This is a genomic window from Burkholderia sp. L27(2015) (assembly GCF_009765705.1).
Taxonomy (GTDB): domain Bacteria; phylum Pseudomonadota; class Gammaproteobacteria; order Burkholderiales; family Burkholderiaceae; genus LMUX01.
On record NZ_LMUX01000008.1, the window covers coordinates 84,399 to 98,912 of the forward strand.

Genomic DNA, 14,514 nt, shown 5'->3' on the forward strand with positions numbered 1-14,514 from the left:
GCAGTCTTCGCCAACGGGCAATACGCCAGCGTCGCCCGCGGCCAATGCGTCAAGGCTGGTCTGCTCGGCCAACGGGCCCGCCAGGCGCGCACCCAGCGCGCCGCTGCCGGCCGCCAGAAGCACGCCGTCATTCGAGTTGGGCCACTGCCGGCTGTAATGCCGCCAGGCGTAAATGGCATCTTCGAAATTGCCGACGATCGCGAAGCCCATGGCACTCAAGCGCGCAGGCACCCAGTCGATCACGAAAAATGCTTGCTGCGCAAAACGCGAAAACGGCATGCTGTGCTCGGTCAATGGGTCCGACCAGGCACGCGACAAATATTCTGCAATTCGATACAGCACCGCGCCTGCCGGCCCGATCGGCACAAGAAACCAGAAGAACACGCCGAACACGTGACGATGCGATGCCACGACCGCGTGAATCAATGTGTGCCGCACGATTTCGCTAACGGGCATATCGACCGTATCGATGCCAGTCCACTGCTGAAGTATTTCGCGCGCGCGCGGAACATCGTCATTATTCAGCGCGAGATGGATATCGGTGAAGTAATGGCTGAACTGGCGAAAACCGAGCGTGAAATACACGACCGCCACGTTCCAGGCGAAGGCGAAGATGAAGTTGATCTTGTGCAGCAGGTAATAAACGATGGCGACCGCCAACGTCCACGGCAACACCACTCCCAACCAGGCCAGCACGCCATGCTTGCGCTTGCCGGCGTCGAAGCCGTGCCCGGCGCCAAGCGCATGATATTGCAGCAAAGTAGCGACTGGATTGCGCGGCGACAAAGCGCGCATTTGCTCAAGGAAGAGTGCCAGTAATACGGAGAAGAAAGTCATGCGTACGGTCAGTGGGGACAGGTTTTTTCGCTAAGATAGCACACGCCCGAGGGGATAGCCGTATCGCTTGGCTATCGTTTGGGTATGGATCGAGTATCGCTTGGACGCGCGGTGTGCAGCGCTGCCGCGCGATTACGCGACAAGGAAGCGATAAAGATTACGCAGCATGCCTGCTGTCGCGCCCCAAATAAAATGCACCCCTTCACCCTGCTCGCGCGGATAAGGCATCGCGAAAAAATGCCGCTCGCCGCCTTCCCACACGAGCGAGCGGATCTGATGATTGACCGGATCCATCAAATACTTGAGCGGCACTTCGAAAATTTCGGCCACTTCCGCTTCTGCGGGAAACACGCTGAAGGGAGGATGGACCAGCGCGACCACCGGTGAAACACGGAAACCGGTGCCCGTCAGGTATTCGGGCAAAGTCCCGAGCACTTCGACATGCCGCGAATCGAGCCCCACCTCTTCGTGCGCTTCGCGCAATGCGGCCGCTATGGCATCGGCGTCGTCGGGATCGCACCGGCCACCCGGAAAGCTGATTTGACCGGCGTGGTTGCTCAGGTGCGCGGTACGCCGGGTGAACATCACCGTCAGACCCTGTGAGCGGGTCACCAGCGGCACGAGCACGGCCGCGTGGACCAAGTCGGCCAGTTTGCTCCGCGTGTCCTTGAGCAGCTCCGGTTGCCAGTCGCGCGGCGCCCGGAAACCCTGGCGCAACCCCTCGACACTCAGGCGCTCGGGCGCCACCGGCGGCAACAAGGGCGTATCCGTGTAAATGGGCAGGCGTTCGGGGTCGAAAGGCAAGCGGCGGGGCGAGCTAATACGATCGGTCATCGGGCGAAATCAAGGGTGGGCACAAGCTTGGGCTAGCGACGAACTGGCTGGCCAGAGATTCAAGCGTACCAAAGAAAAAGGCACCCCGTAGGGTGCCTTTCTCCCAACCAGCGCTTACGCTGCGGTCGAGCGGTCCTTGAAGACCAGCTTTTCCTTGATACGCGCCGATTTGCCCGAGCGTTCGCGCAGGTAGTACAGCTTTGCGCGACGCACGTCGCCACGACGCTTCACGACGATGCTGGCAAGCAACGGCGAGTACGTCTGGAACGTACGCTCAACGCCTTCACCCGAAGAAATCTTGCGCACGATGAACGACGAGTTCAAACCACGATTGCGTTTGGCAATGACAACGCCTTCGTAAGCCTGGACCCGCTTGCGCGTGCCTTCGACTACGTTCACGTTGACGATTACCGTATCGCCGGGCGAAAACGTGGGTATCGTTTTGCCTGCGAGCACGCGCTCGATTTCTTCCTGTTCGAGTTTACCGATCAGATTCATTACCTACTCCTTAAACCATCTTGTCGAAGTTCGATACCCATGTAGGGTCCCGACAGAGGATGGGGTTATACAGGTACCGCGCCCTGAGCACTGGACTACCTGAGGCATTGCATCACCTCATTGCATTACCTGGGCGCTGCACCACTTTAATCCCGCAGCCTACTACGCTGCCGGATGCCTGACACCGACCTGTTTCTTGAGCCATGCCTCGTCGGCCGGACTCAACAAACCTTGACTACGTGCCGCCACGATCAGATCCGGACGTTTTTTCAACGTATTTTCCAGCATCTGGTGGCGGCGCCATTGTTCTATTTCAGCATGATGGCCGCCCATCAGCACTTCGGGCACGCGCATCCCTTCGTATTCTTCGGGCCGCGTGTAGTGCGGGCAATCGAGCAGCCCGTTCACAAAACTATCCTGCACGGCCGATTGCGCATCGTTGAGCACACCGGGGAGTTGGCGGATCACAGCATCCATCAACGCCATTGCCGGTAATTCACCGCCCGACAAGACAAAATCGCCCAGGCTGATTTCTTCGTCGACGCAGCGATCGAGCAAGCGTTGATCGATCGCTTCATAGCGGCCGCACAACAACACCAGACCCGGCTCCTGCGCCAGTTGCATCACTTTCGCATGCGTGAGCCGCGTACCCTGCGGCGACATCATCACGACCCGCGGCTCAGGCAAGCCCGCGTGCTGCTGCTTAGTCTTGGCCGCCTGCAGCGCCTCTTGCAGCGGACGCACCAACATCACCATGCCCGGACCGCCGCCATAAGGGCGATCGTCTATCGTACGATAGTTGTCGCTGGTGAAATCGCGAGGATTCCAGGTGCGCAACTGATACTGTTCCTGCTTCGCGGCACGGCTGGTAATACCCCAGTCCGTCAATGCACCGAACATCTCGGGAAAGAGCGTCACCACATCGAAGTGCATCGCGCCTCCCGCTTATGACTTGTCTACGTCGCCGGCAATGCTGTCGGTACTCGCTACCACCTCGGGTGGCGTTTGCCGGCTCGCGTGCTCACCTGACTTTTTACCCGACTTTTTTCTCGCCTTCTTGCGTGGCTCGCCGGTTGGCGCCTTGTCGGCAGCCTCGCCCGTATCGAGATCCCAAGCGGGGTCCCAGTCGGCGACAACCTGGCGGGCAGCCAGATCGACGAGATGGACGTACGCGTCGACAAACGGAATCATGCGCTCGCCCTTCGCCGCTTCGCCCTGCCGGTTCACCGTTGCAAACTCGACGCGCAATACCGTATGCGCGCCGTTGTCGATCAGATCTGCAATCTTGCCTAAGGGCTGCCCGGCCGGATTGACCACGTCCAGGCCTTGCAGATCGACCCAATAATATTCGCCGCTCGTGAGCGCCGGAAACGACGACCGCGGCACTCTGACACGTTGGCCGCGCATGGCTTGCGCGATATCGCGCCCGTCTATGCCTTCCAACTGCGCGACTACCGTACCGCTGTGCAGCCGCGACTGCAAAATTCGATAGGCGCGGGTTTCAGCTTGCGCCCCGTGCCCATTGACCAGCCACCAGACTTTGGCAGCCAGTAGCGCATCGCCGCCCTGACCGGGTTGCGCATGCGCAAACACTCTAACCCAGCCCTTCACGCCATACGCTTCGCCGATCGAGCCGATTTCGACCAGATCGTCGGGCGCCGCGAGCGGCACCTGCACGCTGGCCGACTCTACTGCCGCAGGCGGATTGACCGTTTTGCGACGAAATGCGCCAAACGTAGTGTCGGAGCTCGCTGTCGGACCACTCACTGCGGGGCCACTCACTGCGAGACCGCCAGTTGCCAGAGCACTTGCTGCCGAGGGAGCCTGTGCTACGGGTGCATCCGGCGAATCGAGCCGATCTTTAGACGGCATGGCTTATCTCTGCGTGGGACATTCAATCAGCCGGCATGCCCGATCGGGCCGCCGCGCTGACGCGACTCACGCTGATAACGTGGTTCGACTGGAAACAGCTTAAGCTGCTGCCGGGGTCGCTTGCGATTGCTTGACCAGACGCTCGACCGTCGGCGACAACTGCGCGCCCACGCCTTGCCAGTAGGTCAGGCGATCTTGAGCGATACGCAGGGCTTCGCCCTTTTGAGCAACCGGGTTGTAAAAGCCGATACGCTCGATGAAACGGCCGTCACGACGATTACGCGAATCGGTTGCAACGATGTTGTAGAACGGGCGCTTTTTCGCGCCGCCACGTGCCAGACGGATGATGACCATGCTTTTTCCTTACGAAACTCAATTTGACGAAACTGGGCGCAGCGAAATCGGAAGTGCCGGGGCACGGCTTTTTCTCGCAACGAACCCGGACGATCCCGACTGCAAACCAGCCGACTGCAAACCTGATCAGGCAGAAACCAAGCAAAATGCGCGAGCAAGATGCACGGTCGAACTGCGCGGGCGAACAGCAAAATTCGGTGCTAGCGCAACAGAGCACGCGATTATAGCGTGATTCCTCTACCTGAACAAATACTTACCGCCCGCTAGTCGTGCACGACCGAGCTCAAGCCACGTAAAATGATCGTCAGGCGCGATACTCCGGGTGCCGCCGGAGATCGACGCTACGTTCGGCACAACCCTTTTCTAAAGCGATTTATGTCCTCTGGTTCGGCTTCACAGCTCCCTTCAAAGGTCCCTTCCCAGCACCAGCACGGCCATTTCCGGTCGAAAACCCTGACAGCCTTGCTCGCCTGCGTGGGCGGCTCGCTGGGTCTGCACCGCTTCTACCTGTATGGCAAACGCGATATTTTCGGCTGGCTGCATCTGCTCGCGACGCTGGCGGGCCTGTGCGGCATCGCCCTGCTCATCGCCAGCCACCGCGATTCCTTGCTCGGATGGGTATTGGTGGCGCCGGGCGACATTTCGCTGATGGCGGGGTTTTTAGCTGCCCTCGTCTATGGTTTGCGGCCTGATCAGAAATGGGATGAGCAATTCAATCCGGGGTCCGCGCGCAAAAGCGATTCGGGCTGGAGCGTAGTGTTATTGGTGATCGCCTCGTTGTTTATCGGCGCGTCCGTGTTGATGGGCGGCCTCGCGCTGGGTTTCCAGACCTATTTTGAACACCAGCCCGGCATCTTCACTTCGCTATCAGAATAGATCATGCTGTGCCGGCGGCTGGGCCGTGGGGCCGGCCGGCCGATAGAATCCCGACATATCGAGTGCGCCGTGGCGCCGCCCTACCAGGCCAAACTGCCGCGCCGCGCGATCGAAACGCTGTTTGAGTAGATCGGCCCATAAGCCCTGGCCTTTCATCCGCTGCGCGAAGTTCGAGTCGTAATCCGCGCCCCCGCGCATCTCGCGTATCCGGTTCATGACCCGCTCGGCTCGGTCCGGGTAATGTACTTGCAGCCAGGCGCGAAATAGCGGCGCCACTTCCCACGGCAAACGCAACACGATGTAGCTCGCCGCCGTGGCGCCGGCTTCAGCGCACGCCTCCAGCACGCGTTCCAGATCCGGTTCGGTCACGAACGGAATCAGCGGCGCCACGCTGACGCCCACAGGAATCCCTGCCTCGACCAACGTACGGATGGTGCGCAGACGGCGCGACGGCGTGGCCGCACGTGGCTCGAGTGCGCGTGCCAACACCGGATCCAGCGTGGTAATCGTGATTGCGGCAATTGCACGACCGGCCGCGGCCAGCGGCGCCAGCAAATCGATATCGCGTTCTATCAGCGAGGATTTGGTGATTACGGCCAGCGGATGTCGATGCGCATGCAGCACCTCCAACACCTGTCGCGTAATGCGCAGGTCGCGCTCGACCGGTTGATAGGCATCGGTGACGACGCCCACTGCAATCGATTCCGGCCGATAGGAGCGATGCGCCAGCTCCCGCTGCAATACCTGCGCCGCGTTGACCTTCGCATAGATGCGACTTTCGAAATCGAGGCCGGGCGACAGCCCTAAGTAACTGTGGGTTGGCCGCGCGAAACAATAAATGCAGCCGTGCTCGCAACCGCGATACGGATTGAGCGAAACGTTGAACGGCACATCGGGCGAAGCGTTGCGGCTCAGGATGGTTTTAGCGTGCTCTTCGAACACTTCGGTACGCAGCGATGGGCGCGCCTGTTCCTCGTCGTCGCCGGCAAGGGCTACACCCCAGCCATCGTCGAACTGCTCGCGCTGGTCGACCTCGAAGCGCCCCTGCATATTGCCCGTCGCGCCGCGGCCTCTATGCAGCACGATAGGTACCGGCGCGATCTTTTCGAGATCGAAGGCTTCTGCAGGGTCAGGCAGATTCAGCGAGTCGGGATCGGGATGCCGGGTGCTGTTCATGAAGTCGAAGGAAAAAGATGCGGACGAGCAGTGATGCAAAAACACTGTTTAAATATACAGTATTTTTGCCCTTCGTGTTTGACCCGTTTTTTCATTCGGCAACGGCCAACAGTTCTTGGCCAAGCGCTAGACAACGCCGTTGACTTCCGATCGTCTGAAATTCACCTCGCCCAAGCCGCATCGATTCGAAACCTGCCAAAGTCTTCGGCGCACCGCACAATTGCATCTCAATAAAAGCCCCTGGCAGTCCGCCCGATTTCCCTCATAATCCGAACTGACGCGACGAAACAAGACAGGTCATGCTAGTCAAAAAAACCCACGCGCTGCTCCTTGAGTTCGTTATCGCAATCGCCGCTTTGTGCGCAGTGGCTACGCAGTTCGGTCTTTTCATGCACGATCGCAATCCGACAAGCCAAAGCACGCTCGGCGCCGTGATCGGCTTCTTCAGCTACTTCACGATCCTTACGAATCTGCTGGTCGCCCTCACTCTGCTCGGACGGGTATGGGGACGCCTCGCCCCCCGCCACGCTCTGTCGGAATGGTTGTTGCGCGCCGATACGGCTTCGGCTTGCGCGCTCTATATCGTGCTCGTCGGCATAGTCTACGAAGTGTTGCTGCGGCATCTCAAAACGCTCACGGGGATGGAAGCCGTGGCGAACTACGTGCTCCACGATTTCGTACCGATCATGTACGTCCTGTACTGGATAGGATGCGTACGCAAAGGCGAATTGAGCTTTGGCCATATCGCCGGATGGTTGATCTACCCAGCGCTGTATGCGAGCTGGGTACTGGCCCGCGGCGCCTACACAGGGCGGTACCCCTACCCGTTCATTAACGCCCTCGAATTCGGCTACACGCGCGTGGCGATCAACTGCGTGGTGCTGACTGCGGCTATTGTCGCGGGCGCGCTTTTGCTCGTGTCAGCCGATCGCATGCTCGCTCGCGTACGCGCGCGAGCATGATTTGCGCGGCCGCGACCAGGTGTTACATAACGAAGTTGCGTACCGAAGTTGCAAAATGAGGGTGCATGACGAGGTCACACTACGGGTCGCACTACGAATTGCACTACAGGTCGACATTCGGACTTTCGTCATGCGATTGCGTCACTCCCCCACTGCAATCATCAGCGACTCCTTGATTTCCTCCATCACCACATAACTCTTCGACTGCACCGCACCCGGCAGTTGCAGCAGGATGTCGCCTAGCAGCTTTCGATAATCCGACATTTCACGCAGCCGCGCCTTGATCAGGTAGTCGAAATCGCCCGATACCAGATGGCACTCTAGTACCTCGGGAATACGCAAAACCTCGCGTCGGAACTGGTCGAACATATTGCCGTTCTTGTGATCGAGCGTGATCTCGACAAACACCAGCAAGCTTGCGCCGAGCAAGGTCGGATTGACGCGTGCGTAGTAGCCCATGATCACGCCGTCGCGCTCCATGCGTTTGACGCGTTCGATGCACGGCGTGATGGACAAGCCCACTTGCTCGGCCAGATCGGTCATGGCGACCCGACCCTCTTGTTGCAGCAAATTCAAGATCTTGAGGTCGAGCCGGTCCAGTGCTCGAACGGGCTGGCGATGCGTGCGCATAGCTGATTCCACGATAATTTCATGTTTATCAAAAAAATACGCGAACAATTACTGCTTTGTCGTCGTTACCATAGTCAATATTACTGGTTTTATCGTAAAAAACATCTTTTTTAGGAGCATCCCATGCGGATCATCGTTCTAGGCAGTGGCGTCGTCGGCGTGTCCAGCGCCTATTACCTTGCACGCGCGGGACATGAAGTGACGGTGATCGATCGCCAACCGGGACCCGCTCTGGAAACCAGCTTCGCCAATGCCGGCCAGATTTCCCCCGGCTACGCCGCACCGTGGGCCGCGCCGGGCATTCCGCTGAAAGCGCTCAAATGGATGTTCGAAACGCATGCGCCGCTGGCAATGCGTCCCGACGGCACGTTGTTCCAATTGCAATGGGTCTGGCAAATGCTGACCAACTGCACGCATGCCGCTTATGCCGTCAACAAGGGCCGTATGGTCCGTCTGGCCGAATACAGCCGCGATTGCCTGCAGGAATTGCGCCGCGAGACCGGCATCGAATACGAAGCCCGCCAAGGTGGCACGCTGCAAGTGTTTCGCAGCCAGAAACAGCTCGACGGCGCAGCAAAAGACATCGCCGTACTCAAGGACGCGGGCGTACCGTTCGAATTACTGAGCGCGGCCGAACTGGCCCGCGCAGAACCGGCCCTGGCTCGCGCCGGTGGCAAGCTCACCGGCGGCCTGCGCCTGCCTAACGATGAAACGGGCGACTGCCAATTGTTCACCACCCGCTTGGCCGAGATGGCCACGGCGCTGGGTGTCAAGTTCCAGTACGGCACCGCGATCGACGCGTTGGAAGTCAGCGGCGGCCGCGTGTCGGGGGTGCGTAGCGGCGATAAGGTGCTCAAGGCGGACTCCTACGTCGTCGCGTTGGGATCCTATTCGACCCGGTTGCTGTCGGGCATTGTTAAGATCCCGGTTTATCCGCTCAAGGGCTATTCGATTACCGTACCTATCGTCGATGCCGAGGCTGCGCCGGTTTCCACCGTGCTCGACGAGACCTACAAAATCGCCATCACGCGTTTTGACGACAGGATTCGGGTGGGCGGCATGGCGGAAGTCGTGGGCTTCGATAAAACGCTTAGGCCGGAGCGCCGCGCCACGCTGGAAATGGTCGTCAACGATTTGTTCCCGGGCGCAGGGACGACCTCCCAAGCCACATTCTGGACCGGTTTGCGCCCGATGACGCCCGACGGCACACCTATCGTAGGACGCACCGGGCTCGATAACCTGTTCCTCAACACCGGGCACGGCACGCTGGGCTGGACCATGTCATGTGGCTCGGGACGGTTGCTGGCAGACGTGATGTCCGGACGCAAACCCGCAATCTATGCCGGTGATCTTTCGGTACAGCGCTACATGCGTGGCGAACAAGTGGCGGTGCGGCCGGCGTTTGCATAAGTCGAATTCGTGCGGTGCCGCAGAAGCAAGCGCAAAAACAGGGCGTAAAAAAAGGGCACTCACAATGAGTGCCCTTCTCCATTCAACCGCAGGCCGGCTGCGCCGCCCGCGAGCGTTACAGCAAAGCCGAATCCAGCGCCAGCATGCCTTGCGATCCGTTAGCGCTGGTGATCGATGCCTCCAGACCCCTCGCTTGTGATAGCACATGATCGGCATAGAAATGCGCCGTCGCGATCTTCGCCGTATAAAACGCGCGGTCTTCAGCCTGCTTCTCAAACGCGACCAGCAACGCGCGCGCCATTTGCCATCCACCCAATACGACCCCGGCCAGCTTCAGATAAGGCACGCTGCCGGCGAACACCGCATTCGGGTCGGATTTGAAGTTGGCCAGTACATACGCCACTACGCTTTCAAGCGCATCGTGGCCACGCGCCAGATGTTTCGCCATCGCTTCGGCGGCTGGCTCATTGCGAGCCTGCAGCAACTCGACAGTCGCAGCAACCTGCTGCAGGATTGAGCGTGCGGTGGCCCCACCGTCGCGCAGCGTCTTGCGCCCGATTAAATCGTTGGCCTGGATCGCGGTCGTGCCTTCGTAGATCGGCAGGATGCGGGCGTCGCGGTAATACTGAGCTGCGCCGGTTTCTTCGATGAAACCCATGCCGCCGTGAACCTGCACGCCGAGGCTTGCCACTTCGACCGACAGCTCGGTACTCCAGCCTTTGATGATAGGCACCAGAAACTCGTATACACCTTGCTGTTGCGCACGTACCGCCTGGTCCGTCGCACGATGCCCATGATCGGCCGCGGCGGCTCCAGCATAAGCGAGCGCGCGCGCAGCTTCGGTCAATGCGCGCATCGTGAACAGCATGCGCCTCACATCGGGGTGCTCGATAATCGCCACTGCAGCCTTGCTCGACCCGTCGACCGGACGGCTCTGCACGCGGTCGCGCGCGTAGGCGACCGCCTTCTGATAAGCGCGGTCCGCCAGCGCCACGCCCTGCATCCCGACCGCGAAGCGCGCCGCGTTCATCATGATGAACATGTACTCGAGGCCACGGTTTTCTTCGCCGATCAGATAACCGGTCGCGCCGCCCTGGTCGCCAAATTGCAGCACTGCGGTCGGGCTCGCCTTGATGCCCAGCTTATGCTCGATGGAAACGCAATGAACATCGTTGCGCTCGCCCAGCGCACCTTGCGCATCGACCAAGAATTTCGGCACGATGAACAGCGAAATGCCTTTCACGCCCTCAGGCGCATCGGGCAACCGCGCCAACACCAGGTGGACGATATTTTCTGCCATATCGTGCTCGCCGTAGGTGATGAAAATCTTGGTGCCGAAGAGTTTGTAAACGCCGTCGCCCTGCGGTTCCGCGCGAGTGCGCACCATCGCCAGATCGGAGCCGGCTTGCGGCTCGGTGAGGTTCATGGTGCCGGTCCATGCGCCGGAAATCATCTTGCTCACAAAGAGCTTGCGCTGCGCTTCCGAGCCCGCTGTCAGTATCGCTTCGATGGCGCCATCGGTTAGCAGCGGACATAGCGCAAATGACAGGTTGGACGCGTTGAGCATCTCGGTACAGGCCGTCGCGATCAGCTTGGGCAGGCCCTGGCCTTCATACTCTTGCGGATGAATGACACCCTGCCAGCCCGCTTCGCTGAACTGTCGAAACGCTTGTTTGAAACCCGGCGGTGTCGTGACGACGCCGTCGCGCCAAGTACTCGGATTTTGATCGCCCGCGCGATTCAGCGGAGCCAGCACCTCGCCATTGAACTTGGCGGCTTCCTCGAGCACGGCCTGGGCAGTCTCATAGCCGGCCTCCTCGAACCCGGGCAGCGCGGCTACCTGATCGAGCCCGGCGAGCTCTTTCATCACAAACAACATGTCCTTGACGGGTGCGGTATAGCTCATTTCTGTCTCCTACTTTTAGTTATCGTCGCTGCAAAGCGTTGCTGTGAAGCGTTGCTGTGAAGCGGTACCGTGTAGCGTCGCTGCAAAACGGGCACGCCGAAAAAAAGGCGCTCCAACTTCGCGGTGCGTGAGCCACACGAGATTGGAGCGCCTGCTGCATCGCCGGTTGAACCACTAGATAAACCTCGCGGTTGAACCGCAACGCATCGGACTAGAACATGCGACTAGCCAAGCGCTTCAACCAATTCCGGCACCAGCGTGAACAGATCCCCCACCAGCCCATAATCGGCCACGCTGAAGATCGGCGCTTCCGCATCCTTGTTGATCGCCACGATCACCTTGGAATCCTTCATCCCGGCCAAATGCTGAATCGCACCCGAGATGCCGATCGCGAGGTACAGCGACGGCGCCACGATCTTGCCGGTCTGGCCCACTTGGTAATCGTTGGGCACATAGCCCGCGTCCACCGCCGCGCGCGAGGCGCCCAGTGCCGCATTGAGCTTGTCGGCCAGCGGCTCCAGCACCTTCGTGTAGTTCTCGCCCGAACCGAGCCCACGGCCGCCCGACACGATGATCTGCGCCGCATTCAGTTCCGGACGATCCAGCTTCACGATCTCGCGGCTCACGAATTCGGAAATACCGCTATCTGGCGCCGCGTCGAGTTTTTCGATCGCAGCACTTCCACCTTCGGCGGCTGCCGCATCGAAACCCGTGGTACGTACCGTGATCACCTTGATCGGATCGCTCGATTGCACCGTGGCAATCGCATTGCCCGCGTAGATCGGCCGCTCGAATGTGTCCGGAGAATCGATTGCGACAATGTCCGAGATCTGCGCCACGTCGAGCTTGGCGGCGATGCGCGGCGCAACGTTCCTGCCTGACGGCGTCGACGCCAACAGGATGTGCGTGTAGTTCTTGGCGATCGGGAGCACAGTGGCTTCGACGTTTTCCGCCAATTGCGCAGCCAGTTGCGGCGCGTCGGCCAGCAATACCTTGCTCACGCCGGCAATCTTGGCAGCCTGCTCGGCCACTGCCTGCGCGTTGTGTCCCGCGACCAGAATGTGCAGCTCACCGCCCAGCTTCGCGGCGGCCGTCACGGCATTGAGCGTTGCGCCCTTGATCTCGGCGTTATCGTGCTCGGCTATCAGTAAAATCGTCATCGTATCTGCCTTTATCTCTATCCGAATGATCTGCCCGGCGCCTTACAGCACCTTGGCTTCGGTCTTCAGTTTCTCGACCAGCGTCTTTACGTCCGGCACCACGATACCGGCCGAGCGCTTGGGCGGCTCCGCTACCTTCAGCGTCTTCAGGCGCGGCGCGACGTCCACGCCGAGGTCCGCCGGCTTGACGATCTCGAGCGGCTTTTTCTTGGCCTTCATGATGTTGGGTAACGTGACATAACGCGGCTCGTTCAAGCGCAGGTCGGTCGTGACCACGGCCGGCAGCTTCAGCGACAGCGTCTCAGACCCACCGTCCACTTCGCGCGCGACGGTCGCGCGCCCGTCGGCTATCGTCACCTTCGAGGCGAAGGTCGCTTGCGGCAGGTTCGCCAGCGCAGCCAGCATCTGGCCCGTCTGGTTCGAATCGTCGTCGATCGCTTGTTTGCCCAGGATGATCAATTGCGGCTGTTCTTTATCGACCAGTGCTTTGAGGATCTTGGCCACGGCCAGCGGCTGGAGATCTTCGCTCGACTCGACCAGGATCGCGCGGTCCGCGCCGATTGCCAGCGCCGTGCGCAGCGTTTCCTGGCATTGCGTCACGCCGCACGACACGACGACCACTTCGGTGGCCACGCCCGCTTCCTTCAGGCGCACGGCTTCTTCAACCGCGATTTCGTCGAACGGGTTCATCGACATTTTGACGTTGGCGATATCCACTCCGCTACCGTCCGTTTTGACGCGGACCTTCACGTTGTAATCCACCACGCGTTTCACTGGCACTAAAACTTTCATCTCCACGCTCCAATTTGACGAATTTGCGACTGAGCCATTATAGCCGTGCGGCTCACCCCGCCTGCGGTTAAGCCCGCTCATTGAGCCCCATCGTGAGCCCGACGCGGCCTCACCGCAGCGGTTTTACAAACGGTACAGCGAGAGCCGGCAAGCGCATGCAGCAGACATTAACGCTACTGCCCCGCACCGACCCTTATAGAACGATCGTGCTATTTTAAGAAAAAACACTCCATTTGACCAGCACCACGGCCGATCACTCCTTCTAATTGACTCAAGCTTGGCTACCGAGCGGTATCGGCAGCCAAGCATACAACGATAAACCCGCCCTACCCACATTGCGGCATACGGGCATGCAAGCTTACCAAGCAGCGATCACTGAGCCTTTGAACTGGCTGTTGATATATTGCTTTACCTCATCCGACTGGTAAGCCTTGACCAGTTTGGCCACCCATGGCTTGTTCTGGTCGGCGGCACGCACGACCAACACATTGGCATAAGGTCCATGAGGATCTTCGATCGCGATGGCGTCACGCTGGGGCACGAGGCCGGCTTGCATGGCGAAGTTGGTGTTGATCGCGGCTGCATCGACGTCATCGAGTGAACGCGGAATCTGCGCCGCATCGAGTTCGACGAATTTCAGCTTGCGCGGATTTTCGACGACATCCAGCGCCGTCGCTTTCAAGCCCGCATCAGCGCGCAGTTTGATCAGCCCCTGCTTTTGCAGCAGCAACAATGCCCGGCCTTCATTGGTCGGATCGTTAGGCACCGCGATCGAGCCGCCGGTCTTGAGTTCGGCCAGCGACTTCAGTTTCTTCGAGTAAATCCCCATCGGGAACGTGACCGTGTAAGCCACATTGACGAGCTTGTAGCCGCGGTCTTTCACCTGGGCTTCGAGATACGGCAGATGCTGATAGCTGTTCGCGTCGAGGTCTCCGGCAGCCAGCGCGGCATTCGGTTGCACGTAGTCGCTGAATTCGACGATCTGGATGTCGAGCCCATCCTTGGCGGCCACTTTCTTGACCACTTCCATCACCTGGGCATGCGGGCCGCCGGTCACGCCGATTTTGATTTTATCGGCAGCGCTGGCCGGCGCAGTGAATGCGGCAACGGCAACGGTGGCCGTAGCCAGCGCGGCCAGCCATGAGGTGACGCGATTCAAGAGTTGACGGTGTGGAATTTGACGACGTGACATAGCGAGATTTCCTTA

General features: G+C 59.8%; 16 protein-coding genes. 4 read left to right on the forward strand and 12 right to left on the reverse strand.

The window, feature by feature from the left end; all coding sequences use genetic code 11:
- The 6 genes from GSQ77_RS03390 to rpsP form a co-directional block, all read right to left on the reverse strand.
- On the reverse strand, positions 1–837 hold an 837-nt coding region (locus GSQ77_RS03390; RefSeq protein ID WP_158899065.1), incomplete at its 3' end, for a CobD/CbiB family protein.
- Between the two features lie 132 nt (positions 838–969).
- Positions 970–1,671 (reverse strand): CoA pyrophosphatase, encoded by a 702-nt coding sequence (locus tag GSQ77_RS03395; protein WP_158899067.1) that lies wholly within the window; start codon positions 1,669–1,671, stop codon positions 970–972.
- 114 nt (positions 1,672–1,785) lie between these two features.
- Positions 1,786–2,169 (reverse strand): 50S ribosomal protein L19, encoded by a 384-nt coding sequence (rplS, locus tag GSQ77_RS03400; protein ID WP_158899069.1) that lies wholly within the window; start codon positions 2,167–2,169, stop codon positions 1,786–1,788.
- Positions 2,170–2,331: 162 nt separating this feature from the next.
- Positions 2,332–3,102 (reverse strand): tRNA (guanosine(37)-N1)-methyltransferase TrmD, encoded by a 771-nt coding sequence (gene trmD / locus GSQ77_RS03405; RefSeq protein ID WP_158899071.1) that lies wholly within the window; start codon positions 3,100–3,102, stop codon positions 2,332–2,334.
- A 12-nt stretch (positions 3,103–3,114) separates the two neighbouring features.
- Positions 3,115–4,041, reverse strand: a complete 927-nt coding sequence (gene rimM / locus GSQ77_RS03410) for a ribosome maturation factor RimM (protein WP_158899073.1) — start codon at positions 4,039–4,041, stop codon at positions 3,115–3,117.
- A gap of 99 nt (positions 4,042–4,140) precedes the next feature.
- Positions 4,141–4,395, reverse strand: coding sequence for a 30S ribosomal protein S16 (gene rpsP / locus GSQ77_RS03415; RefSeq protein ID WP_158899075.1), 255 nt, complete (start codon positions 4,393–4,395; stop codon positions 4,141–4,143).
- On the opposite strand from rpsP, the gene GSQ77_RS03420 reads away from it, so the two are divergent.
- Together GSQ77_RS03420 and GSQ77_RS03425 are read left to right on the forward strand one after the other, a co-directional pair.
- Positions 4,394–4,627 carry a hypothetical protein gene (locus GSQ77_RS03420; protein WP_158899077.1) on the forward strand — a complete coding sequence of 78 codons (234 nt, stop codon included), beginning with the start codon at positions 4,394–4,396 and terminating at the stop codon, positions 4,625–4,627. The genes rpsP and GSQ77_RS03420 overlap by 2 nt on opposite strands.
- 143 nt (positions 4,628–4,770) lie before the next feature.
- On the forward strand, positions 4,771–5,271 hold the full coding sequence (locus GSQ77_RS03425) for a TM2 domain-containing protein (protein ID WP_158899538.1): 501 nt from the start codon (positions 4,771–4,773) through the stop codon (positions 5,269–5,271).
- On the opposite strand, the gene GSQ77_RS03430 is transcribed toward GSQ77_RS03425, so the two are convergent.
- Positions 5,263–6,447 (reverse strand): PA0069 family radical SAM protein, encoded by a 1,185-nt coding sequence (locus GSQ77_RS03430; RefSeq protein WP_158899079.1) that lies wholly within the window; start codon positions 6,445–6,447, stop codon positions 5,263–5,265. The genes GSQ77_RS03425 and GSQ77_RS03430 overlap by 9 nt on opposite strands.
- A 299-nt stretch (positions 6,448–6,746) precedes the next feature.
- Between GSQ77_RS03430 and GSQ77_RS03435 the strand changes: the two genes are divergently transcribed.
- Positions 6,747–7,409, forward strand: a complete 663-nt coding sequence (locus GSQ77_RS03435) for a Pr6Pr family membrane protein (RefSeq protein ID WP_158899081.1) — start codon at positions 6,747–6,749, stop codon at positions 7,407–7,409.
- A 141-nt stretch (positions 7,410–7,550) separates the two neighbouring features.
- On the opposite strand, the gene GSQ77_RS03440 is transcribed toward GSQ77_RS03435, so the two are convergent.
- The gene (locus tag GSQ77_RS03440; protein WP_158899540.1) at positions 7,551–8,039 is read right to left on the reverse strand and encodes an Lrp/AsnC ligand binding domain-containing protein; all 489 of its coding nucleotides are present in this window, start codon (positions 8,037–8,039) and stop codon (positions 7,551–7,553) included.
- Positions 8,040–8,162: 123 nt separating this feature from the next.
- Here GSQ77_RS03440 and GSQ77_RS03445 point away from each other — a divergent pair, with 123 nt between their 5' ends.
- Positions 8,163–9,449 (forward strand): D-amino acid dehydrogenase, encoded by a 1,287-nt coding sequence (locus GSQ77_RS03445; protein WP_158899083.1) that lies wholly within the window; start codon positions 8,163–8,165, stop codon positions 9,447–9,449.
- 115 nt (positions 9,450–9,564) lie between these two features.
- On the opposite strand, the gene GSQ77_RS03450 is transcribed toward GSQ77_RS03445, so the two are convergent.
- From GSQ77_RS03450 to GSQ77_RS03465, 4 genes are all read right to left on the reverse strand, one after another.
- Positions 9,565–11,355, reverse strand: coding sequence for an acyl-CoA dehydrogenase (locus tag GSQ77_RS03450; protein WP_158899085.1), 1,791 nt, complete (start codon positions 11,353–11,355; stop codon positions 9,565–9,567).
- A gap of 224 nt (positions 11,356–11,579) precedes the next feature.
- Positions 11,580–12,515: an electron transfer flavoprotein subunit alpha/FixB family protein gene (locus GSQ77_RS03455; protein ID WP_158899087.1), complete on the reverse strand. Its 936-nt coding sequence runs from the start codon at positions 12,513–12,515 to the stop codon at positions 11,580–11,582.
- Positions 12,516–12,557: 42 nt separating this feature from the next.
- Positions 12,558–13,307: an electron transfer flavoprotein subunit beta/FixA family protein gene (locus GSQ77_RS03460; protein WP_158899089.1), complete on the reverse strand. Its 750-nt coding sequence runs from the start codon at positions 13,305–13,307 to the stop codon at positions 12,558–12,560.
- Positions 13,308–13,665: 358 nt separating this feature from the next.
- Positions 13,666–14,499, reverse strand: coding sequence for a MetQ/NlpA family ABC transporter substrate-binding protein (locus GSQ77_RS03465; protein ID WP_158899091.1), 834 nt, complete (start codon positions 14,497–14,499; stop codon positions 13,666–13,668).
- Between the last annotated feature and the right edge of the window lie 15 nt (positions 14,500–14,514).

Bases quoted from the DNA above. Each gene is read 5' to 3' on its own strand.
- GSQ77_RS03395 (WP_158899067.1), bottom strand. From the start codon at position 1,671: ATGACCGATCGTATTAGCTCGCCCCGCCGCTTGCCTTTCGACCCCGAA.
- rplS (WP_158899069.1), bottom strand. From the start codon at position 2,169: ATGAATCTGATCGGTAAACTCGAACAGGAAGAAATCGAGCGCGTGCTC.
- trmD (WP_158899071.1), bottom strand. From the start codon at position 3,102: ATGCACTTCGATGTGGTGACGCTCTTTCCCGAGATGTTCGGTGCATTG.
- rimM (WP_158899073.1), bottom strand. From the start codon at position 4,041: ATGCCGTCTAAAGATCGGCTCGATTCGCCGGATGCACCCGTAGCACAG.
- GSQ77_RS03420 (WP_158899077.1), top strand. From the start codon at position 4,394: ATGCTTTTTCCTTACGAAACTCAATTTGACGAAACTGGGCGCAGCGAA.
- rpsP (WP_158899075.1), bottom strand. From the start codon at position 4,395: ATGGTCATCATCCGTCTGGCACGTGGCGGCGCGAAAAAGCGCCCGTTC.
- GSQ77_RS03425 (WP_158899538.1), top strand. From the start codon at position 4,771: ATGTCCTCTGGTTCGGCTTCACAGCTCCCTTCAAAGGTCCCTTCCCAG.
- GSQ77_RS03430 (WP_158899079.1), bottom strand. From the start codon at position 6,447: ATGAACAGCACCCGGCATCCCGATCCCGACTCGCTGAATCTGCCTGAC.
- GSQ77_RS03435 (WP_158899081.1), top strand. From the start codon at position 6,747: ATGCTAGTCAAAAAAACCCACGCGCTGCTCCTTGAGTTCGTTATCGCA.
- GSQ77_RS03440 (WP_158899540.1), bottom strand. From the start codon at position 8,039: ATGCGCACGCATCGCCAGCCCGTTCGAGCACTGGACCGGCTCGACCTC.
- GSQ77_RS03445 (WP_158899083.1), top strand. From the start codon at position 8,163: ATGCGGATCATCGTTCTAGGCAGTGGCGTCGTCGGCGTGTCCAGCGCC.
- GSQ77_RS03450 (WP_158899085.1), bottom strand. From the start codon at position 11,355: ATGAGCTATACCGCACCCGTCAAGGACATGTTGTTTGTGATGAAAGAG.
- GSQ77_RS03455 (WP_158899087.1), bottom strand. From the start codon at position 12,515: ATGACGATTTTACTGATAGCCGAGCACGATAACGCCGAGATCAAGGGC.
- GSQ77_RS03460 (WP_158899089.1), bottom strand. From the start codon at position 13,307: ATGAAAGTTTTAGTGCCAGTGAAACGCGTGGTGGATTACAACGTGAAG.
- GSQ77_RS03465 (WP_158899091.1), bottom strand. From the start codon at position 14,499: ATGTCACGTCGTCAAATTCCACACCGTCAACTCTTGAATCGCGTCACC.